A 21317-nucleotide genomic window follows, 5' to 3' on the forward strand; every position below is an offset into this window, starting at 1 on the left:
AGGCCGGGGCGGGGTCGGGGCGGGGTCGGGGCGGGGTTCAGTCGTTCCTGGTGGCGGTGAGGATGCCCTGGAGCGGCAGTGCGTCCGGGGGGAGGTCGGCGGGGTTCTGGGCGATCTCGCGGGTGACGGTGAAGCCCGCCTCCTCGAACCAGCGGCGGAAGGTGGAGAGCTTTTGCGGGCCGCCCTGGCCGGTGGCGCAGCCGAGGAAGAAGGAGGGGTAGTAGTCCACGCTCCAGGAGTCCTTGATGTTCTCGGCGTAGATCGGCACGAGGATGTGGACCTGGGCGCCGGGCTTGAGGGAGGCGTGGAGGTTGGCGAGGATCCGTGTGACGTCGTCGTGGTCGAACATGTTGAGGAAGTGCTTGATCAGGACGACGTCGAAGCCGGCCGGGACGGAGTCGAACACGTCGCCGCCGATGAACGCCGAGGTGTCCGCGACGTTGTTGTCGCGGAAGTTGCGCAGGCATTCCTCGCGCTTGTCGGGCAGGTCGAAGGTGGTCACCCTCAGGCCGGGCGAGCCCTTGAACTTGTAGGTGTGCAGGGCGCCCAGGCCGGTGTGTCCGGCGAGGTCCAGGACGTGGGAGCCGGCGGGTATGTCGATGTTGGCGAAGAACCAGGGGTCGATGCGGTCGGTGACGGAGTCCATCAGCTTCGACCACGGCTCGCGCAGGTCCGCGTGGAGGGCCATCGCCCCGTAGAGGTCGCCGTCGAATCCGTACAGCTCCCGCAGACCGACGATGGTGCCGGAGCGCACGCTCTCGGTGAGGTAGTACAGCTGGCGCAGGGTGGTGGCCTTGATCTTGCCCATGAAGTCCAGGACCCGCTGGAGATCGGCCGCCTCGACGTCGGCGAGCGCGTCGAGACGGTAGGTGCCGGCCGCCTCGTCATGGGCGATGAACCCTTCCTTGACGGGCAGGTTCAGCAGCTGCGCCACGGCGTCGGGCTTCGCACCGGCGATCGCGCCGAGCTCGGCCGCGCTCAGGCCGGGCCGCTCGCGCAGCGCATCGATCAGACCGAGCTCGAAGCAGGACAGCAGGTTCATGAACCGTGCGGGTCCCACCATGTACTCGCGGAACCGGGCGAGAGTGGCATGTGCAGTCATCGGGCGTATCCCTTGGTCGCGGTCGTCATCACTGTCGGTGGGGCAGGTGGGGGTGGGGCTGGTCGCGCGGGCGGCGGTGAGGCTGGTGCGGTGGGGCTTGGTGGCCGGGGCCGGTAGAGCAGGTGCGGTGGGGCTTGGCGGCCGGGGGGCCGGTGCGGTGGGGCTTGGCGGCCGGCGAGGGGGAAGGTCGCGGCCGTCGGGGGTGGTGGCTGAGGATCTGTGGGGCTGAGGGGCTGAGGGGCTGAGGGGCTGTGGGGCTGTGGGGCTGTGGGGCTGTGGGGGGTTGGTGGGTCAGGTGCGGTGGGCGGCTGTGGCGGGGGCCTTGGGCAGCGGGGGCGGGGCCGGGCGGGCCCAGGCCCGGCCGGCGGCGGCCTCGATCCGCAGGTGCAGGCGTCCCCGGCGCATCCGCCCCGTCGTCTCGTACAGGGCGTCGGCGACCAGAGGGTCGGTGAAACGGAACCAGCCCAGGCGGTCGCCGTCCTCGTCGACGAGTCCTGCCGCGATCGCGTGGTCGAGGACGGCGAGGGCGGTGTCGATCTCGATCGACGCCACGTCGGCGACGACCTCGACGTCGAAGTGCCGGCCGGCGACGGCGGCGACCGCGAGGAGTTCGGCGGCGGGCCGCGGCAGACGCCCCACCCGGTGCAGGACCACGTCACGGACCGGGCCCGCGACCGGGGTGTGGGAGGCGGCGGTGCGCTGCTCACCGGCGAGGAGTTTGATCATTTCGCGCAGGAGGGAGGGGTTGCCGCCGGACCGGGCGCACAGGGCCTTGGCCGTCACACCGCTGACCTCGTGGCCGATGAGCGCACCGGCCAGAGCCTGGGCGTCGTGCGGGGTCAGGCCGCGCAGCCAGATCCGTGCCGTCTTCACCCCGGGCAGCACGGTCCACGCCGACCCCTGACCGTCGGCGACGGATGGCTCGTCGGGACGGTAGGAGACGATCAGCAGGATCCGGCTGCCGGGCACACGCCGGGCCAGGAGGGCCAGCAGCCGCAGGGACGCGGCGTCGGCACGGTGGACGTGATCGAGCATCACCACCAGCGCCCCGCCACCCGACAACCCCGTCAGATGCCCGGCGACAGCCTCCGCCAGCTCCTCCTCACCATCCACCGCACCCACCACACCGCCGGTGCCGGTGAGCAGGGTGGTGGTGGGGGCGGGGACGGGCCGGCCGGGGAAGGCTGCGACGGCGGCGCGCAGGATCTGTTCCCACAGGGACAGCGGGGGCGCGGCGATGTGTTCGGGGCAGGTCGCCGTAAGGACGGGGACGCCGGAGCGTTCCGCGAAGCGCCGCAGCAGGCTGGTCTTCCCCGCGCCGGGTTCCCCGGTCACCGTCACCACCTGCCCGTGACCGGCCTCCGCCGCGGCCAGGGCCTCGGTCAGCTGCCGCAACGCCGCCTCACGCCCCACGAACGCGTCCTGAACACCAGCCCGAACGGACACGCCCCCGGACACGGCCCCGGACACGGGAGCAGCCGCAGAGGCGGGAACAGAAGCCGGGACGGGAGCGGGCACGGGTACGGGGGCGGGGGCGGCGTCCGGAGCAGGGGCGGGGACGGGGATGGCGGGAGGGGCGGCGGCGATGACGGCGGGAGGGGCGGCGGCCGTGGCAGTGGGGCTCGTACCGGCCGCGGGGCTGCTGGCTGTGGTGGGGGCCGTGGGGGTGGGGCGGAAGTCCAGGGTGGGGTCCTGGTGGAGGATCTGCTGGCGCAGGTGCTGCAGGCGGGCGGTGGGGTCGATGCCGAGTTCCTCGGCGAGGCTGGTCTGCAGGGTGCGCAGCGCGTCCAGGGCGTCGGCCTGCCGGCCCGAGCGGTACAGGGCGAGGCTGAGGAGTTCGCAGGCGTACTCGCGCAGGGGGTGGGTTTTGACGAAGGCGCGTAGTTCGGCGGCGGCGGTTTCGTGGGCGCCGAGGGCGAGGAGTGCTTCGCTGCGCATCTCCAGGACGGACAGGCGTACTTCTTCCAGGCGGACGACTTCCGGGACGACGGCCGGGACGCTGCTGACCTCGGTGAAGGGCTGGCCTCGCCACAGGGCGAGGGCGGCGTCGGTGCGGGCGAGTGCGGTGCGGGGGTCGTCGTGGTCGCGGGCGTGGCGGGCGGCGTCGGCGTGGGCGGTGAAACGGTGGATGTCGATGCCGGTGGCGGGGGTGTCCAGGACGTAGCCGTGGGGGCGGGTGCGCAGGACGGTCGCGGGGGTTCTGGGGGCGCGGCCGGGTTCGAGGACCTTGCGTATTTTGGCCACGTAGGCCTGGAGCGAGGTCATCGCGGAGGGTGGCGGATTTCCTTCCCAGAGGGCGTCGAGAATGACGTCGGTGGTGACCGTCTGTCCTGCCTGGCTGATCATCAGTGCGAGAAGGGTGCGTTGTTTCGGTGCGCCGAGATCGACTATGCGGCCGGATATCGATGCCTGGACGGGTCCCAGGGCACAGAATTCCGCCACGGCCGGCGAAGACACACGAACATGCCCGTGGGTGGGTTCGCGCCCGTGGGTGGGTTCGTGCCCGTGTCCGTGCCCGTGTTCGTGGGCGGGTTCGTGGGTGGGTTCGTGGGTGCGGGGTATGCCGGTCACTGTGCGGGGCCCGAGTTCTGCGTGGTGGCGACGGGCGTGGTGTTCGTCATGACGAGCCCTTCCGGATAGCCGTATACCGGGTTCTGACACAGCAATGCGGGCCGGGAAGTGTCCCGGTCATCCGCTGCCCACCCCAGTTGTCAGGGATCGTTGGCCGACGCTACGGACACGGCTTCAAAAGTCGCTTGAGCGGGCCTTGAATTCGGCTCGGGTGCGGCTGATTCGTCTGGTCGGGTGCGGGGTTTTGATGCTAAGAAATTGAGGGTGCTCAGCGAGCCGGTGAGTTCCGGGCCGAATCGTCACGTGTTTTCGGCCCTGTTCACGTTTTCCGGCGCCGGGGGTACCGGTTTTGTGCGACGTTCTTGTTTCGGGCTGTCTGGTGGTCCGGTCGCGTCTTTCCGGTGGTGTGGCCGGCTGGCTGCTCGCGTTCAAGTCGATGGTGAAGAAAGGCTGATTCGATCATGAAGGCTGTGCGTTTTCATTCCTATGGCGAGTCCGACGTTCTGGTGCACGAGGAGGCGGGGCGCCCGACGGCGGGTGCGGGTCAGGTCGTGCTGAAGGTCGCGGGCGCGGCGGTGAACCCGGTCGACGCGACGCTGCGGGCGGGCTACGTGCGCGACGTGTTCGACGTGGCGCTGCCGCACGTGCCGTGCTACGACGTGGCCGGCGAGGTCACGGAGGTCGGTGAGGGCGTCGACGGCTGGAGCGTGGGCGACCGTGTGGTGGCCTGGCTGCCGATCACCGGTCCGGGGGCGGCCGCCGAGTACGCGGTGGCGCCGGCCGACGTCCTGGTCGCGGCGCCCTCTTCGGGGGAGCTCGCGGACGCGGCGGCGCTGCCGTCGGTGGCGCTGACGGCCTGGCAGGCCCTGTTCGAGCACGCCGGTCTCACGGCCGGGCAGCGGGTGCTGGTCAACGGCGCCGGCGGCGCGGTCGGCGGCTACGCCGTCCAGCTCGCCGCCGCGGCCGGCGCGCACGTGACGGCGACGGCCAGCGCCGCGAGCCGTGAGCGGGTCACCTCCTACGGCGCGCAGCACGTCATCGACTACACGGCCACCCCGCTGCGTGAGGCGGTGGCCGGTGAGACGTTCGACGTGGTGCTGAACCTGGTGTTCGTCGCCGACCCCGGTGAGCTCGCGCAGCTCACCGACCTGGTCGCCGACGGCGGCGTGTTCGCCAACACCGTTCCCCCGGGCCTGCTGTCGGAGCCCGGACGCGGTGTGCGCAACGCGCAGGTCTTCGGCCGCAGTGACGCGGCCCGGCTGGCCGAGCTGGTCGCCCTGGTCGACGCGGGCGAGCTGAAGATCCACGTGGCGCAGCGCCGTCCGCTGGCGGAGCTGCGTGAGGTTCACGAGGAGCTCGGCGCGTTCAAGCTCGCGGGCAAGACCGTTCTCATTCCCTGACAACCGGCGGCCCGGCAAAAGCGCCGGGCGACGCCCATGAACATCAAGGAGCTTGTGGTCATGGTTTCGACGTTGGAATCGGGCGCTGTCGCCGCGACTCTCGGCCGGCTGCTGGCGGCCGAGGACCAGCAGGACCTGGCGGCCGAGTGGGCGGCGGCCGGCGTGCCGCTGGGCGGTGACTTCCCCTTCGAGATGAGCGCGTCAGAACTCGCCGAGCGGACGAAGGACATCATCATGTCCGTCTCCCGCGAAGGCGGGAAGCTGCTCTACCTCCTGACCCGCGCGGCGGGCGCGAAGACGGTCGTGGAGTTCGGCACGTCGTTCGGGATCTCGACGCTGTACCTGGCGTCCGCGGTCCGCGACAACGGCGGCGGCACGGTCATCACGACCGAACTGCAGAAGGACAAGGCACAGGCGGCGGGCGAGAACTTCACCGCCGCCGGCCTGGACGACCTCATCGACCTGCGCGTCGGCGACGCCCGCGAAACCCTCAAAGACCTTGACGGTCCGATCGACCTGGTCCTCCTCGACGGCTGGCTCGACCTGCGCCTGCCGATCCTGAAGACCATCGAACCCGCCCTGCGGCCCGGCGCCCTCGTCGTCATCGACGACGTCGACCTCGACATCGGCCGCGGAGTCTATGAGGAGTTCCGCGACTACATCGCGGACCCCGCCAACGGATACCTCTCCATCACCCTCCCCGTCCACCAGGGAGTACAGCTGGCACTCAAGCTCGGCTGAACCAGCAACAACAACAGCAGCAACACCGCAGTACGGCAACACAGCAACACAGGCAGTGACATAGCAACAGGGCGGCCGGACACGGTCGTCCGGGCGGGCCGGCCACGGCCACCGGGAAACTTCTTCCCTGGTGGCGGTGACCGGCCCGCTGTCATCGACGGACAACCGATCACACCAACGGTGACGGCGGCCGACGGGGCGGAGGCAGTGTTCGAGAACCGGATTACGGGGCCAGGGTTACAGGTGGGGGTTGAGGGCTGGGGTTGGGGCCCGCGTGACAGGCCCGCGTCACAGGCCCCGTGTCCTCTGACAGGAAACCTGGACCGATTGCCATCGAAATTGGACCATCACACGATTGGTCGGGCGGATCTCCTAACCTGGCTGAATGATCACCGACGACGCTTCCGATGGCCTGGTCGTCCGGGTGGGGAACCCAGGGGGGCAGGCGGTGCATCTGCTGTTCTCCGAGCCCACACGGCCCTACAAAGAGGATCCGACCCTCGACTTCGCCGTGCGGGCCTGCGGCCGATGGGTGAGCATCGAGACCTCGGTTCGGACCTGGGACGGCGACGGCCTTGACTCCTTTCTCTCTTCCCTGGCGGAAGACTTCCGCGGCTGGCAGGGAGCGCGGACCTGGCACTCCCTCGAGTACGACCTGACCCTCTCGGCAGAGCACCGGTCTGGTGGCCATGTCCATCTGACGTGGGGCATCCACGACCGGCCACCCGCCGAGGAGTGGCACTTCGAAGCAACCACAGTGCACGCCGCGGGCGAGGACATGCAGCATCTTGCCGCCCAGATCCACGCCCTCCTCATCAGCGCGGCCCCGTAGCCCGAACGCCCGGTACCTCACAGGCCGGTCCAACTTCCCCGGCAAACGGTCCAAGCTCAACGCCAGAGGACACCCCGCGTGACAGGCCCGCGTGACAGGCCCGGGTGACGGGCCCGCGTGACAGGCCCTGGGTGACGGGCCCAGGTTGGGGTTACAGGCCGGGGTTACAGCTGGGGGCCGGGTGACGGGCCCGGGTTGGGGTAACAGGCCGGGGTTACAGCTGGGGGCCGGGTGACGGGCCCGGGTAACGGGGCTGGGTTGGGGTTACAGCTGGAGGCTGGGATGACGGGCCCGGGTGACGGGTGGGGGTTGAGGACTGGGGTTGGGCCCGGGCAACAGGCCCGGGGTAACGGGCGGGGGTTGAGGGCTGAGGTTGGGGCCCGGGTGACGGGCCCGGGGTAACGGGGCTGGGTTGGGGTTACAGGCCGGGGTTACGGCTGGGGGCTGGGGTGACGGGCCCGGGTGACGGGCCCGGGTGACGGGCCCGGGTGACGGGTGGGGGTGACGGGCGGGGGTTGAGGGCTGGGGTTGGGGCCCGGGTGACGGGCCCGGGGTAACGGGGCTGGGTTGGGGTTACAGGCCGGGGTTACGGCTGGGGGCTGGGGTGACGGGCCCGGGTTGGGGTCACGGGACAGGGTTGGGGCTGGGGTTGGTGGGTTGTGGGTTCGGGGTTACGGGTTGGGGTTAGGGGTTGGTGGCGGCGTGGACGAGGGCGAGGGTGTCGTCGGCGATGCGCTCGGCGCGCTGGGCGGAGACGGCGTGGTCGATGTAGGTGAAGTTCCAGGAGAGTTGGCCCTGGCTGGTGGTGACGGAGGAGCCGAGGTAGCCGACGACGGAGATCCCGCCGACGAACTGGGCCTGGGAGAGCCGCCAGGTACCGGCCGTGTCGGGGAAGTCGAAACGGCCGATGTTGGAGACGAAGAAGTTGAAGGGCCCGTGTTCCTCGAAGTAGCGGATGAACGGTTCACTGTCGGCGGTACCGGCCGGGCCCTGGGCGGCGAGGAGGTGGAACACGCCGTACTGTTCGCCGAGCTTCTTGCGGGTGGCGAGGTCGTCCTTGATGAACCGGGCCATCGTCCACAAGTCCCCGGGGTCCTGGGCGACGACGGAGTGCAGCGCGGAGACGAAACACCCGGCCTCGTCCAGCCCGACAGGACGGGCGAGTTCGTCACGCAGGGACAACGGGGAACCAACCGCGAACGGCTCACCGGGCACGGCACCGGCGTCCCGGGCAACCGCGCAGGCCAGCGCCGCCGCCAGCACCCCGTGCAGCGTGGCACCCTCCCGCTTACAGGCCAGGGTCAGCCGCTGAAGATCCTCTGAGCTGAGGGAGCGGTGGAGCATACGCGTACGGCGCTGAGCGAACGGCACGAACGTCTCCGGCGTCAACCGCCCGGCCACCGCACCGCCCTGCGTCTCCCCTCCCCCACTATCCTGCCCGCCACCGTCCGCTGCTGCTCCCTCACTGTCCTGGCCGCCTGCGTCTGCCTGTTCCGAGGGCGGGAGGGGGCGGAAGGGCTCGGGGAAGAGCGCTTCGAAGGGCTCGAACCCCTCCCCCACCCCATCCAGATCCAGATCCGGACCGCGGCCGGGGCCGCGGCCGGGGCCGGGTGGTGCGGTGTCCTGGGCAAGGCGTACCCACTGCCGCAGCAGGGACAGCGCGGTGGTGCCATCCGCGATGACATGCGGGACGGTCAGCAGAAGGTCGTGGACGCGGCCGGGGTGGCTGATCAGAACGGCACGGGCGAGGGGCCCTTGGCGCCAGTCGATGGGTTCGGTGAACTCACGGGTGTCGATCTCCTCCGCCCAGCGGTCGGGCTGGAGGTCGCTGAGGTGGACCTCGCGCAGCGGGATCGGCCGGCCGGTCGGCGCGAACCGCGGCCCCCCGCCCGGACCGCCGTCCTCGGGTTCGGTGATCGCGGTCCGCAGCCGGGGATGACGCTGCTGCAGCACGCCGAGCGCGTCCCGCAACGCCCCGGCATCGACGTCGCCCTCGATACGGACACGGGCACAGACATTGAGAGTGGAAAGCTGATCGATGATCCAGTACCAGCGCTCCCCAGGACTGAGCTCACGCGAGAACACACCACCCTGAACATCCGAAGCAGGGGCCACAGAGCCCCGAGAGGCCTGGGCGGCCTGCGAGGCATCCGTGGCACCTGAGGTGTTCGTGGTGTGTGTGGTGTTGGTGGCCGCCATGTCGCATCACTCTTTTCTCATCGCACGAGGCCGACTTGAGACCGGCTCCAGTACGGCTTGAGCGCGGCTGGAAGATGACACCAAGGACTGCTTGAGAACGACTAACCATTGACCACAAACCCCAGGTCACAGCAGGTGTGTTGAGGGTTTTCGGGCATTCGAGCGATACCCGAGCGGGTGTGGTTAGCGTCGGTTTTCCGGTCTCACGTCTGCCAGGAGGAACACCCCGCCATGAGCGACACGACGCCCCCGGCGAACCCTGCTGAAGTTCCGCTGTTTCCCATCGACCCCTCCGGCGCGGACCGTCACCACGAGTCGGCGCTGATGCGCGATCTCGGCCCGGTCATCCGCGCGGTGCTCCCCGGTGACGTGGCGATGTGGGTGGTCACCGACTACCAGCTGCTGGCCGAACTGTCCGCCGACCCCCGCATAGGCCGGGACTGGCGGACCTGGGAAGCCCTCCGCAAGGGCGAGATACCCGACGACTGGCCGCTGCTCAGCATGATCCGGCTGAACAACCTGATGGCCAGAGACGGCGCGGAACACCGCAGGCTCCGCCGGCCGCTGACGAAGGCATTCACCCGCAGCCGCGTCGAACGCATGGGCCCCAGGATCGACGAGATCGTCACCGCCATGCTCGACGACCTCCCCAACCAGGCAGAGGCCGACGGCACGGTCGACCTGCGCAAGCACTACGCCTACCCGTTCCCCATGCAGGTCATCTGCGAACTGATCGGCGTGCCCGAACAATGGTGGTCACGGTTCCGGGAACTCATCGACACCGTCATACGCACCGACACCACCCCCGAACAGTTCCTCGCCTCCCAGGCAGAACGCCACGACTACTTCCAGCAACTGTTCGCGATGCGCCGGAAAAACCCCACCGACGACCTCACCAGCGCACTCCTGGCCGCCGACCGCGAAGCCGGTGAAGAACCCTTCACCGATGAGGAACTCGAAGACACGCTGTGGACACTGATCGGCGCCGGCCACGAAACGTCCATCAGCCTCATCGTCAACGCCACCCGCGCCCTGCTCACCCACCCCGACCAGCACAACCAGGTCCGCGGCGGTGACATGGCGGTATGGGCGGAAGTCGTCGAGGAAACCCTCCGCTACGACTCCCCCGTCGGGAACTTCCCCGCCCGCTTCCCCACCGAAGACATCACCATCGCCGGAATCACCATCCCCAAGGGCGACGCGATCCTCGCCCCCTGGTCCGGCGTCAACCGCGACCCCAAGCAGTACGGCGACACCGCCGACCAGTTCGACATCAACCGGCCCGTCAAACGCCACCTCGCATTCGGTACCGGCCCCCACATCTGCATCGGCCCGGCGCTGGCCCGCTTCGAAGCCATGGCAGCCCTCCCCCCACTCTTCAACCGCTACCCGAACCTCACCCTCGCCACCAACCCCAACAACCTGATGCCCGTTCCCTCCATCTTCTCCAACTCCGTCACCGGCCTCCCCGTCCACCTCGGCCCCCGCAAAAACTGAAACACCCAACCCCCCACACACCCCTGCCCCCCGCCCTGCCCTGCCCTGCGCCCTGTCCTGCCCCGATCCGGCCCCCGCCCGGGCGCGGCCCCGCGCCGGGGGCGGGGCACACACAGCGGTACGGGCCGAGCCGGGCCGGACAGGGGGCGGCGGCTCCGTCCGACAAGAGCGGCCGTACGTCTGCCACCCTCCCCTGGCGTTGCACAAGAGGGGCGAGGCTGAGGCCAAGCGCGCCGTGAAGGTGTACGCACAGGACCTGAAGGCGCAGGGTTTCCAGCCGCCGCACGGCCTCGTCAAGTAGCAGTGCGCCCCCTCCGGCTTCGGTCGCGAGGGGCGCCTTCGTGCGTCTTGGCCGTGTTTTGAATCTGATGCACGATGGGTCGACCGCGTACCGATCGAAAGAAGTCTCGTGGTTGCCCCGGCCCTGAAGCACGCCTTGCGCCATCTTCGCTCGGTGAAATCGCACCAGCCGTCCGCTGCGGACTCCGTCGAGTTCGCTGACTGGCGGGAGAGGGTTGCTGGGGCCTTGGACGCGTTGACCTGCGTGCTGGTCTTCGAGGAGGACCGGGTCAGGGCCAGAGCAGAGGCAACCGCGGCGCGGGCGCTGGCCGCAGAGGTCCGGCGCCGGGATGAGATCGGGGCTAGTGAGCGCTGATTCCGCGGGCGGCCATCCACATCGTGAGGTCGCGGGCGATGCCGTTGATGCTGGTCGCCGTGGTGACCTCATGCTCGTTTCGGGAGGTGTCACGGCGGACGATCTCGTAGCCGCCTTCGTCCAGGACGGCCACTGAGGCGAACCACACGGGGTCGTCCTCGTCAGGCTGGACAACCACGAAGGTGTTGTCGGAGTCGTTGAGGTCGCTGATCAGCATGAACAGCGCCCCCTCAGAGGGGTCGTCGATACGGTCGCCGTTCTCGCTGTCGGCGCCGTAATACTGAGCCCCCATCGTTGCCTCTCCCCCACCCTGTTCATCCCGATCGCGGCCAGCATGGCATGTGGAACCGACAGCTCCGCTGGCCACAGTCATTCACCGATCACGGCGATCAGGACTGTGGCTTCGAAACGGACCGCGCCCGAACCGAGTGGCGACCACCCGGCTACGGTCGGGCAGCCGGGTCACGGCGACGTGCCCCGGCCACCCGACCAATGGCACGGCATCGCCACCCACTACGGCGAACGCCCCGGCCGCTACCACGCCATCATCACTCTCGCCCGCACCCTCATCTGGCTCGACCAATGATCGACAAGCCGCTCCCTAGGCCTGCGCGCCGTCGCCGAGGGCGTGTTCCTTGAGGAACGCGCCCGCGTGGGCCGCCGCTTCCTCCGCGGACGCGTACACCACCCCATCAGCAGCCGCGGCAGACACCCCGTCAGCACCCCGCCCCGCCCATCCCCAGCCCCCGGAAGACGACCGCACCACCTCGGCAGTCCCCCCGAACAACGCGAGCGCGGTCCTGCCCGCCGCAGCGGGTGCCGGCCGGCTGACGGCCTCGGGCCATTTCTTGCGGGCACCCTGCCGAGTGATACCCCACACAGCCCCCAGCTGCTCGTAACTCGCGCCGTAGGACCCGGCGGTCGCCGCCGCCCGCCCGGTGAGCCGTTTGACCTCGCCGTCCAGCACCTTCCACGCGGCGAGCACCGACAGCGCCACATCGAGGGGACTCGCGTCCCACATCCGCTCGGCCGGCATCCCGGTCTGCCGGGAACGGATCGCCGAGGCCAGCGGATTCAAGGCGTCATACAGGGCCTTATCGAGCTCCGCCTGCTCTTCCGGGCTGATCTCAAAAACCGTCATACGACAACCATAGTTCACGACACCCTCTCTGTAAACCAAAGTTTACACAGAGAGGGGGTGGGCTCAGACCGTGCCGCGACAACGATGACGGCACCGGACCACGAGAAACCCCGTACCGCTGCAGATCACCAGGGATCTAGCCTGTGACGCGTGCAGCAGCCCCGAAGACGCGACCGGCGCCCGCCCCGCCGCATGCCACCGGGGCCGGCCCGGCGCACGGAGCTCCCGTTCACACCCGAAGGTGCCAAGGTGGTCCTGGTCGGGTACTTCTCCGCGAAGCAGAAGGACACCGGCGCCCTCATGGCGTCGGCCGCCGCCCACCTGGCGGCGCGCGGCGCACGGGTGGTCGCGCAGATCACGCAGCGCCTGGGAGTCTCCGACGGCGGGGCCGCGAAAATGAACCAGCCCTACAGCTCAAGGACTCTGCTGAGCCACGGGAAAGGTCCGCGAGGTAGCGCAGACCTGCGACCAGACCCAAGCCACCGCGGTGATCTTCACCGCCACCCTGACCCCACGCCAGCAGCACACACTCACCCGGCTGCTCGGCCGCCCCGCACTCAGCCTCACCGACCTCCTCACCACCGGCTGACCAGCGGCGTGAACCGACCTTCCGGAAGAGGCCCTACCCCACCCCGCCAGGCGCAACGGGTGCTTGGGCCTGGTATCAGGCGTGGGTACGGCAGAACGCCCTGACCGAGGCGGTGAACGTCTCCGGGGCCTCCAGATTGCTCATATGGCCGACGCCGGGAATGACGACGAGCTCGGAGTGAGGAATCGCGTCACGGAAGGCGTGGGCGACGCTCAGCGGCGAGCGGGCATCGAGCTCGCCCCACAGCAGAAGCGTCGGAACCGTGATCCGCGGCAGAAGATCACTCTCGTCGGCATCGGCCATCAGCGACAGCTGAACAGCCATCGTCTCCGGGCGGACCTCACGGCTCATCTCATCCAGGAGAGCGGCGAAACGCTCGGGCGGGCCGGAGGCGTAGAGGCCGGGAAGTGCCGGATCGAACTCCTCACGCGGGACCGCCATCATCGCGCGCGCCCCCTCGACCCGCGCGGCGACCTCCTCCGCCGGCAGGGAGCCCTTCCATCCGGCATACGTGTCCACCATCAGCAGCGACCGGACCAGATCCGGCCGCCGCCGGTAGAGCTCCAGCACCACCGTCCCGCCCCACGACAACCCCGCGACCTGCGCCGGCCCGAGACCCGCGTCCTCGATCACGACGGCGAGAGCATCCGCGAAATCCGCGAGACCAAACCCCGAAGGGAGATCACCCGACCGGCCGGACCCCGGCTCGTCCCACGCCACCACCGTGAACTCGTCCGCGAGCGCCTCGATCTGCGGCCGCCACATCCGCCCGTCGATCCCCGCCCCATGCACCAGCACGACCAACGGCCCCTGGCCCACCCGCGTATAGAACACATCCACGCCACCGAACCGCACCACCGCCATCACACCAGGCTAGGCCGCACAACCACCCACCCCCACGAACCCGAAAGACGTGTCGGAGAACGCCAGCAAACCAGGCACAGCCGCCACAGGACCGCGACCCGTGAGAGAAGGCCCCTGGAGGGTTGGACGCGCGCGCTCTCCTCGTTCACAGAGCGGTGTCCATTGCCGCGGTGAGGGCCGTGTGCAGTCGCGCACAGGTGGGGGCCAGGTGCCGCAACTGTGCTGCCGCGGTCCGGTCGTCGCCGTACACCAGCGGATACTGCAGAGGGCCCAGGAACCGGGCCCGGGCAGCCGGCGCGCCGCACCGGACGCCCCGAAATGATCCGGAACGGGCAGCGCAGCGGACGCCAGTACGCCAAATCCCCCGGCGCCAGGCCGCGAGAGTGGATCAGCAAGCAGGTGCCGGGGCCATAGCCCGTGGCCCGTGGCCCGTGGCCGCGAGCTGACGCCGGATCCGGCGCGCCGGGCGGTGAAGGGCCGGGCGGTGAGGGGCCAGGCGGTGAGGGGCCGGGCGGTGAGGGGCCGGGCGGTGAGGGCCCGGGCGGTGAGGGGCCGGGCGGTGAGGGGCCGGGCGGTGAGGGGCCGGGCGCCCGGTCGGACGCCTGGCCCCCCTCGCGCATGCTCGTGGCGCGTCAGAAGCGGTCGGTGCCGCCGATCGGCAGGCGCTGCCCGATCCCCGGGAGCGTCGGGGCGTCGGAGCGCTGGGCCTGGCCGGCCGGGGTGCGGCAGGTCAGGTCCTTCGCGGGCAGCCGGCCGGTGACCAGGTAGGAGGTCGCGGTCGCATCAGCGCAGGAGCCGAGCCCGTACACGCCGTGTCCCTGGCCGCCGAGGACGGTGAGCATCCTGGCGCCCTTGAGGGCCCGGCGCAGCCCCTGGCCGCTGGCCAGCGGGGTCTGGGAGTCCCACTCGTTCTGCAGGACGAGAGCGGGGACGGAGTTGTTCACCACGGTGGCCGGCTCGGCGCCGGGGCTCCAGAACGCGCAGGGCTTGATGTTCGAGGCGAAGTCACCGTAGAGCGGGTAGCGGGCCTTGTCGCGGACCGCGTCGCGCCGGTACCGCTCCGGGTCCTTCGGCCAGGCACGGGTGTCGGAGCAGACCACAGACCAGAACGCGGCGTCCATGTTGTCGGCCGGTACCTCCGGCAGCCCGGCCGAAGCCGACGACGCGAACGGAACAGACGACGCAGCCGGCGAAGCCGAGGCGAACGGCGAAGCCGGGATGGCCGGGATGGCCGGGGCGGGCGGGGCGGTGCGGCGGGCGGGCGCCGGGGTCCGGCCCTCGGCGGCGGCCTTGAGCCGGGCGGTCTCCTCGGAGGCGTACGCCACGTTGAAGACGGCGGCGCGGGCGGCGAGGCGGATGTCGTCGCCCGTCAACGGCACGCCGTCGAGCTCGATGGGCCTGCGGTCAGCCTGGGCGACCAGGCCCCAGAAGGTGGCACCGACCTCGGCAGGGGTGGCGCCGAGCCCGTAGGCGGCGTTCCGCTCGGCCGCCCAGACGGTCCAGCGGGTGAACGCCGGCTGCGCGCCCTCGGCCCATATCTGGATCATGCCGCGCCAGATCCGCTCCGGGTCCACGGCACTGTCGAGGACGAAGCGGTCGGCGCGCCGCGGGAACAGCTGGGTGTAGACGGCGCCCAGGTACGTCCCGTAGGAGTAGCCGAGGTAGGAGATCTTCCGCTCGCCGAGCACGGCACGGATCACGTCCATGTCACGGGCCGTGTTACGGGTGTTCATGTGCGCCAGCGCCGCACCGTTGCGCGCCCGGCACTTGTCCGCGACGGTACGCGCCCACTGGACGTCCCCCGCGAACTCGGCCGCCTTGTACGGGCGCTGCCAGTTGCTCTCCTGCCCGTTCAGGCCGCAGGTCAGCGCCGTGCTACGGCCGACGCCACGCGGGTCGAAACCGATCAGGTCATACCGCCTGGTCACCTCCCCGGCGAGCATCGGACCCATCCACAGCGGCATGTCCAAACCCGATCCGCCAGGCCCGCCCGGGTTCAGAAGCAGCACCCCGCGCCGGTCCACAGGGCTGGTGGCCTTCACCCGGGAGACCGCGAGATCCAGAGTGCGGCCGCCGGGCCGCGCATAGTCGAGGGGCACCTTGACCGTGGCGCACTCGTACGCGGCCGGCCCCCCGGCCTCACAAGGGCTCCAGCGCGGCCGCTGACGCTCAAAACGGGCCAACGGAACAGCCGCGGCCACGGCGGCTGTGGCTGCGGTTGCGGTTGCGGCTAAGGGGGTGGCGGGCGCCGCGGCAGCGGCACGGGACTCCCGCCCATCCGCTGCCGCCGAAGCGACAGCCGGGGTAAGCGCGGGTAAGAGCGCCGCGATGGCACCCAGGGCCACAGCGGAAACAGTACGACGGTTTCGCATGATGAAGGAAATCCTTGTGGGAGGTGGACATTCGGTCCCAAGCACCCTTACGCACAAGCGACTTACCCGGATCCCCCCGAAGGACGGCACCCTTCTCCACCTGAAGGAGGATGCACCGCGCCGGAGCCTTGGGGTCAACCGACGCACGCGCCCCCGCGCACCTTCCCCCGCCCGGCACAGACCCTGCAGCACCGTCTCGACTGCCTCGCGCCCGGGCCACGCAGGCGGCGCCGGCGGTACGGGGACGGCCACGGGGTCACCGTCGCTGGCCCGGAACGCTACCGGGACCTGGTGGTTCGTGGGAGACCGGTAGTTCTTCAACCGCTCCGCGACGGTGTGGTCCCGGGCAGGGGCCAGGGGGCCAGGGGGCCGTCCACGATGAGCACGGTGGACCTGGCGAACCGCCCGCGAAGCTGGAGAGCGGGCATCGGCCCCAAGTGGCTGATGATGCGGGCCGACGACGGCTCGGCATCCCGGACGACGGGGTAAGCCGGCGCAGAGTCCGGTGCGTTCGCCCGTACGCGGTGACCAGCAGGGTCCGGTCCTCCAGAGCAATGCTCCACGGCCGAGCCCCACGGGCGGCATCCGCACCCGCGTGACGCGGCACCGTCACCAGCTGCCCCAAGACACGCGGGCTCAGCCCGGTGAACGGGCCTGTCCAGGACGGCTCCGACACACCCTTGATCACACCGGCCGCATCGGGATCATCTCGCCGATACGACCGCTTCCGCTCAAGCCCGTCGTCGACAATCCCGCCATGACCGAAGGAGACCGCCACAAGGCATCCGCATGTTCCTTACCTGCATGCGCAGCCGAAGTCCCTCGCCTGCCGGGCCTCGGCACCGCAGCCGGCAAGCCCAAAGCCAAAGGGCGTAATCATGGCAACTAAGGGCAGCACGTCGGCAGCGAAGCCGACGACGGCCGCGACGCACAAGAACAAGAGCAAGGGCCATTGGCGCGGGCTGTTGACGAACCGCGACTTCATGATCGTCTGGGGCGGGTTCACCGTCTCGTCGGCGGGCACGGCCCTGTCCAACCTGGCCGTTCCGCTCCTCGCGCTCGGCCTGTCCGGTTCCCCCGCCGTCGCCGGCCTTGTGGGAGCAGCCCGGCTCGCCCCCTACCTGCTGCTGAACCTCCTGGCCGGCGTGTTCATCGACCGGTGGGACCGACGCCGCGTCATGATCGTCGCCGACCTCGGCCGTTGTGCCGCGCTGGCGACGATCCCGGTCGCCTACGCCTTCGACAGCCTGACGATCACACACCTGGCAGCGGTCGCCTTCCTCGAGGGCGTCGGACACGTCTTCTCGGCCGTCTCCCACCTGTCCGCCCTCTCGAAGCTGGTCCCCGAGGAGCAGCTGGCCCCTGCCAACGCTCTCAACGAGGTCGCCGACTCCGCGGCCGGCGTCGGCGGATCCGCCCTCTTCGGCGCCCTGATCGGCCTGGCCAGGAACTCCGCTCGGGGCCGTCTACAGCTACACCGCCGACGCCGTCACCTACCTGCTCTCGGGGGCCTCGCTGCTGCTGGTCCGCACGTCGTTCCAAGAGGGGCGGCCGCCCGGCACACAGCGCTCCGTGATGGCCGACCTCAGGGAAGGGATGTCGTTCCTCTGGCGGCAGCGCCTGCTGCGCCTGCTCATGGTGATGGTCACCCTGATCAACCTTCTTCAGGCGCCGCTCAATCTGGCGACCATCGTCCTGGCCACCGAGGACCTCGGCATCAACGCCGGGCTGATCGGCCTCACCCTCGCCGCGGTCGGCCTCGGCACGATGGCCAGCGCGTTCGCCGCGTCATGGCTGCGTGAGCGCGTCAGCCTGCGCACCCTGACGCTCGGCTCCGTCGCCCTGTGGGCCTGCGCGGCAGCCATGACGGCTGCCGCACACTCGATCATCCTTCTCGCCGCCGGCCTCCTGGTAACGAACGCACTGTGGCCGGTCTTCGCGGTGACCGTGGTGACCTACCGGCAGTCGGTCACACCGGACCACCTTCAAGGCCGCGTCAACAGCGCCTTCCGGACCCTGACGTTCGGCGTGGAACCTCTGGGGCTGGCCATCGGCGGCGCCCTGATCACCTCCCAGGGCCCACGTTTCCTGTTCTGGACCGCCGCAATGGGCCAGCTCGCGATCCTCCTGGCCGGCGTCGCGACGTGGCGGGTGAAGCGGACACCCCGAACCGATACCCCCCTCGCTTGAGGATGCCCGCGAAACCGAGAAGGTGTTCACAGGTGACGGCCATACACCGTGCCGGCCGACAGGAGGGGCGCACACAGCCACGGCCGCGGCCGGCACGCACGAAGCATCACGCCAACCACTCCCCCGGCCCGACACACGCCCCCTCTGCGTAACCGTCTCGGCAATCCCCTGGCATGACGACAGCCCCGAGTTCCAGCGGCCGGCGGGCGGTTCGTGAATGCAGGTCCGCATCCGGGCAAAGCTGGGCGGGGCTGAACGATTCAGCCGGCGAACCCCCGGAAGACACCCTCGGGATCATCCCTCGCCGCGTCCGCGAAGTCACCGAAGTCCAGGTTGGCAATCATCAGATTCGCGTTCATCTCATGGACCGCGTACGGCACCACACGGAACGCGCCGCCATACACCTCGAACTCCTCATCACTTTCGCACTGCTCTCTCGTCAGCAAGGACAACGCCAACAACGTCACAGGAGCCTCCCGCATCGAAACACGGTCGGCGAAGTAGACAACACCCCGATGCTCCGCGTGCGCGGAGGCCTCCCCAAGCACCTGAGCCGGCATGATTCCCGCCCATCTCGGATCATCGACGATGTGGACGTACGGCTCGACGCGACCCTCCTCGCCCCAGGCCGTCATCAGCGCCGCCTTCACACCCGCCCACGCCTGCTCATCGCCGTAATCGGTCCTGACGATGAGCGCGGCATCCGTGTCACGCCCCACCGGCCACTCCACACGCTCACCCATGCCGCTCTCCCCACCCGCACTGCCCAACACACTCGGCACAGACGCTAAGCGAGGGCACTGACACACCCCGAGCGGCTTCGGCCGGCGCAACTCGCCGACAACAGGCCGTTCACAGACGAAGCGCCCCGGGCGGGCTGTCCCGGCGTATGGCCGTGGACAGCCCCGCCCGGGGCAGGTCACCGCTGTTCCCGCCCGCCCGAGCGCACTACCCAGCGGCGGGCGGCCGGCCTGTTTTAGGTGGCCGGGGGGATGTTGTGGTTGAGACGGAAGAGGTTCTGCGGGTCGTAGACCGTCTTCAGCTCGGTCAGGCGCTGGTAGTCGTCGGGCTCGTAAGCAGAGCGGACGTGTTCGGTGTCGCGGCGGCCGTTGAGGAACGTCAGCGCCCGCCCGCCGGTGCTCCACGGCGCAAGGGCCTCAAGAATCCGGTCGTGCGCGGGCTGGATGTCGGCGAGCTCGGCCCGCTCCAGACGGGACACGACGTTCAGCAGGTAGTGCGCGCCACGGTTGCCGACCGCGTTCGGGACAGCGGCGGGGCGTGCGAGGGCGCCGCCGAGGTGGCGGAGTTCGACGACGTGCGGGACGGGGACGTGGGGTCCGACGAGTTCGAGCAGTGCGCGGATGGTGTTTGTGTCGAGTTCGCGGAGCATGGTGGTGACGGATTCCGCGGCGCCGGGGATGGGCGGGTCGTTGTGGATGGTGCCGATCTCGGCGTAGGGGAGTTCGCGGACGGTGTCGTTGAACGGGCCCAGCGCCCGCAGGGGTGCGATCAGGTCCTTGCCGGGGCCCAAATCATCAGCGGAGTAGGCGATGCGGACGTGGACGACATGCCGGCCGCGCAGCGGCGGCGGGAGGACCGGCGCGTCGGGGAAGAAGATGACCGCGAGCGAGGACGTCATCTCCTCGGGGACGCCCGCCGACCAGGCGGCGTAGGTGTCGAAGACGTCCGGGGCTTGGGAGAAGTCGAAGAAGAGGCCGCCGCCGTAGAGGGTGGGGACGGGAAACAGGTCGAGCTCGATACCGGTGACGACACCGAAATTGTCCCGCCCGCCCCGCAAAGCCCAGAACAGGTCCGCGTCGGACTCCGCCGACACCGTACGGAGCTGCCCGTCCGCGGTCACGACCTCGATCCGGCGGACATGATCGGCCGCGTAGCCGTAGCGGCGGGAGAGGACACCGAGGCCGCCGCCGAGGGTGTAGGAAATAACACCGACACCCGGGGCCGAACCCGCCAAAGGCGCCAGGCCCACTTCCGCGGCTTCCTGGATCACCTGGTTCCACGACACACCCGCCGCCGCCCACGCCGTCCGCGCGACCGCGTCCACCCGCACTTCCGTCATCCGCGAGGTGTTGATCAGCACCCCGCCCTCCGCCGCGACCGCCGCCAGCGCGTGCCCGGTGCCCTGCACCGCGACCGGAAGGCCCTGCGCGGCGGCAAACTCCACCGCCGCCTGCACATCCCCCGGCCCCGCGGCGCCGATGAGGACCTGGGGACGGTGCGAACGCGCGGTCTGATTCCCCGCACGCTCCTCGTCATACCCCTCATCCCCCGCGACCAGCACCGGGCCCGTCACCCGCCCACGTAACGCGGCCAACGCCGCAGCATCCACCACAACCCCGCCCCCGGCCCCACCGCTGTTCTCCGTCACACCCATGACCTCTCCTCAATCGTCATCGCATCTGCTGACACACGGACTCTCGCGGCCGGGAACCCCACACCGCTAGAATTAGTCAAGCAACCAGACCACTTTATAGTCAAGCCCCCTGACGAAACCCTTCGCCAGAAAGGCCCCCATGACCAACACACCCCCCACCCCCAACAACCCCAGCCCGGTCGACACACCCGGCGCCGCGGATACGACGCCCCGGGTGCCACTGCCCACCCTCCTCGCCCAGGCCAGAGACCTCACCATCGAACAACTCCACCAACAACTCCACGCCGAAGGCTTCACCCACATCCGCTACCGCCACGGCTCCGTCTTCCGCTTCATCGACCCCGACGGAACCCGCCTCACCACCCTCGCCGAACGCTCCGGCCTCACCAAACAAGCCATCGCCGAAATCGTCGACGAACTCACCCACCACGGCTACACCGAGAAAACCCCCGACCCCACCGACCGCCGCGCCAAACTCATCCGCCTCACCCCCCAAGGCCAAGCCGGCCAACAAGCCGCCAACCGCATCCTCACCACCATGGAACACACCTGGGCCCACCACTACGGCACCCACACCATCACCACCCTCCGCACCACCCTCGAACACATCACCACCCACACCCACCACCAGCCATAACACCCCAACCCCCGACACACAGAACCCAACCCCACTCCAGCGCACCCCACTCGAGGACCACCGGAGCCAGCAACGAGTCAACTCGCAGAACACTCCAGAACAGGAAGAGGGCCTCGACCCGCTCAGCACACA

16 protein-coding genes and 3 pseudogenes are annotated in these 21317 nt (G+C 69.9%); 8 read left to right on the forward strand and 11 right to left on the reverse strand.

Annotated elements, in window-relative coordinates; genetic code table 11:
• Window positions 1-37: 37 nt before the first annotated feature.
• Window positions 38-1102, reverse strand: a complete 1065-nt coding sequence (locus ACFC0Z_RS07720; protein WP_376433893.1) for a methyltransferase — start codon at window positions 1100-1102, stop codon at window positions 38-40.
• Between the two features lie 291 nt (window positions 1103-1393).
• A complete protein-coding gene (locus ACFC0Z_RS07725) occupies window positions 1394-3763 on the reverse strand; it encodes a BREX system ATP-binding domain-containing protein (protein WP_376433895.1) in 2370 nt (789 codons plus the stop codon).
• A gap of 371 nt (window positions 3764-4134) precedes the next feature.
• On the opposite strand from ACFC0Z_RS07725, the gene ACFC0Z_RS07730 reads away from it, so the two are divergent.
• The 3 genes from ACFC0Z_RS07730 to ACFC0Z_RS07740 all read left to right on the forward strand — a co-directional run bounded on the left by ACFC0Z_RS07730 (window position 4135) and on the right by ACFC0Z_RS07740 (window position 6646).
• Window positions 4135-5073 (forward strand): NADP-dependent oxidoreductase, encoded by a 939-nt coding sequence (locus ACFC0Z_RS07730; protein WP_376433897.1) that lies wholly within the window; start codon window positions 4135-4137, stop codon window positions 5071-5073.
• Between the two features lie 60 nt (window positions 5074-5133).
• Complete coding sequence (locus ACFC0Z_RS07735) at window positions 5134-5814, forward strand: O-methyltransferase (RefSeq protein WP_376433899.1); 681 nt, start codon at window positions 5134-5136, stop codon at window positions 5812-5814.
• Between the two features lie 385 nt (window positions 5815-6199).
• Complete coding sequence (locus ACFC0Z_RS07740) at window positions 6200-6646, forward strand: DUF6228 family protein (RefSeq protein ID WP_376433901.1); 447 nt, start codon at window positions 6200-6202, stop codon at window positions 6644-6646.
• A gap of 684 nt (window positions 6647-7330) precedes the next feature.
• Here ACFC0Z_RS07740 and ACFC0Z_RS07745 read toward each other — a convergent pair.
• Window positions 7331-8845: a condensation domain-containing protein gene (locus ACFC0Z_RS07745; RefSeq protein WP_376433903.1), complete on the reverse strand. Its 1515-nt coding sequence runs from the start codon at window positions 8843-8845 to the stop codon at window positions 7331-7333.
• Window positions 8846-9076: 231 nt separating this feature from the next.
• Between ACFC0Z_RS07745 and ACFC0Z_RS07750 the strand changes: the two genes are divergently transcribed.
• Window positions 9077-10342 carry a cytochrome P450 gene (locus ACFC0Z_RS07750; protein WP_376433905.1) on the forward strand — a complete coding sequence of 422 codons (1266 nt, stop codon included), beginning with the start codon at window positions 9077-9079 and terminating at the stop codon, window positions 10340-10342.
• Window positions 10343-10983: 641 nt separating this feature from the next.
• On the opposite strand, the gene ACFC0Z_RS07755 is transcribed toward ACFC0Z_RS07750, so the two are convergent.
• Both ACFC0Z_RS07755 and ACFC0Z_RS07760 read right to left on the reverse strand, forming a co-directional pair.
• Entirely contained in the window at window positions 10984-11289 is a 306-nt protein-coding gene (locus ACFC0Z_RS07755; protein ID WP_376433907.1) for a hypothetical protein, read from the reverse strand.
• 309 nt (window positions 11290-11598) lie between these two features.
• Window positions 11599-12138 carry a hypothetical protein gene (locus ACFC0Z_RS07760; RefSeq protein ID WP_376433909.1) on the reverse strand — a complete coding sequence of 180 codons (540 nt, stop codon included), beginning with the start codon at window positions 12136-12138 and terminating at the stop codon, window positions 11599-11601.
• Window positions 12139-12625: 487 nt separating this feature from the next.
• On the opposite strand from ACFC0Z_RS07760, the gene ACFC0Z_RS07765 reads away from it, so the two are divergent.
• Window positions 12626-12727 (forward strand): hypothetical protein, encoded by a 102-nt coding sequence (locus ACFC0Z_RS07765; RefSeq protein ID WP_376433911.1) that lies wholly within the window; start codon window positions 12626-12628, stop codon window positions 12725-12727.
• 75 nt (window positions 12728-12802) lie between these two features.
• Here the strand turns inward: ACFC0Z_RS07765 and ACFC0Z_RS07770 are convergent, their stop codons facing one another.
• The 4 genes and pseudogenes from ACFC0Z_RS07770 to ACFC0Z_RS07785 all read right to left on the reverse strand — a co-directional run bounded on the left by ACFC0Z_RS07770 (window position 12803) and on the right by ACFC0Z_RS07785 (window position 16987).
• Window positions 12803-13591 carry an alpha/beta fold hydrolase gene (locus ACFC0Z_RS07770; RefSeq protein ID WP_376433913.1) on the reverse strand — a complete coding sequence of 263 codons (789 nt, stop codon included), beginning with the start codon at window positions 13589-13591 and terminating at the stop codon, window positions 12803-12805.
• A gap of 632 nt (window positions 13592-14223) precedes the next feature.
• Window positions 14224-15963: an alpha/beta hydrolase gene (locus ACFC0Z_RS07775; protein WP_376435020.1), complete on the reverse strand. Its 1740-nt coding sequence runs from the start codon at window positions 15961-15963 to the stop codon at window positions 14224-14226.
• Between the two features lie 279 nt (window positions 15964-16242).
• Window positions 16243-16651, reverse strand: a pseudogene (locus ACFC0Z_RS07780) (IS5/IS1182 family transposase); the annotation flags it as partial.
• A 108-nt stretch (window positions 16652-16759) separates the two neighbouring features.
• Complete coding sequence (locus ACFC0Z_RS07785) at window positions 16760-16987, reverse strand: hypothetical protein (RefSeq protein WP_376435092.1); 228 nt, start codon at window positions 16985-16987, stop codon at window positions 16760-16762.
• On the opposite strand from ACFC0Z_RS07785, the pseudogene ACFC0Z_RS07790 reads away from it, so the two are divergent.
• Window positions 16947-17345, forward strand: a pseudogene (locus ACFC0Z_RS07790) (MFS transporter); the annotation flags it as partial. The gene ACFC0Z_RS07785 and the pseudogene ACFC0Z_RS07790 overlap by 41 nt on opposite strands.
• An 85-nt stretch (window positions 17346-17430) precedes the next feature.
• Window positions 17431-18153: pseudogene (locus ACFC0Z_RS07795) on the forward strand (MFS transporter); the annotation flags it as partial.
• A 260-nt stretch (window positions 18154-18413) separates the two neighbouring features.
• Here ACFC0Z_RS07795 and ACFC0Z_RS07800 read toward each other — a convergent pair.
• Together ACFC0Z_RS07800 and ACFC0Z_RS07805 are read right to left on the reverse strand one after the other, a co-directional pair.
• Window positions 18414-18896: a DUF6924 domain-containing protein gene (locus ACFC0Z_RS07800; protein WP_376433915.1), complete on the reverse strand. Its 483-nt coding sequence runs from the start codon at window positions 18894-18896 to the stop codon at window positions 18414-18416.
• Window positions 18897-19129: 233 nt separating this feature from the next.
• The gene (locus ACFC0Z_RS07805) at window positions 19130-20548 is read right to left on the reverse strand and encodes an FAD-binding oxidoreductase (protein WP_376433917.1); all 1419 of its coding nucleotides are present in this window, start codon (window positions 20546-20548) and stop codon (window positions 19130-19132) included.
• A 139-nt stretch (window positions 20549-20687) separates the two neighbouring features.
• On the opposite strand from ACFC0Z_RS07805, the gene ACFC0Z_RS07810 reads away from it, so the two are divergent.
• Window positions 20688-21185 (forward strand): MarR family winged helix-turn-helix transcriptional regulator, encoded by a 498-nt coding sequence (locus tag ACFC0Z_RS07810; protein WP_376433919.1) that lies wholly within the window; start codon window positions 20688-20690, stop codon window positions 21183-21185.
• Window positions 21186-21317: the final 132 nt, after the last annotated feature.

This window comes from Streptomyces sp. NPDC056144 (assembly GCF_042264145.1).
In the GTDB taxonomy this organism is placed as follows: domain Bacteria; phylum Actinomycetota; class Actinomycetes; order Streptomycetales; family Streptomycetaceae; genus Streptomyces.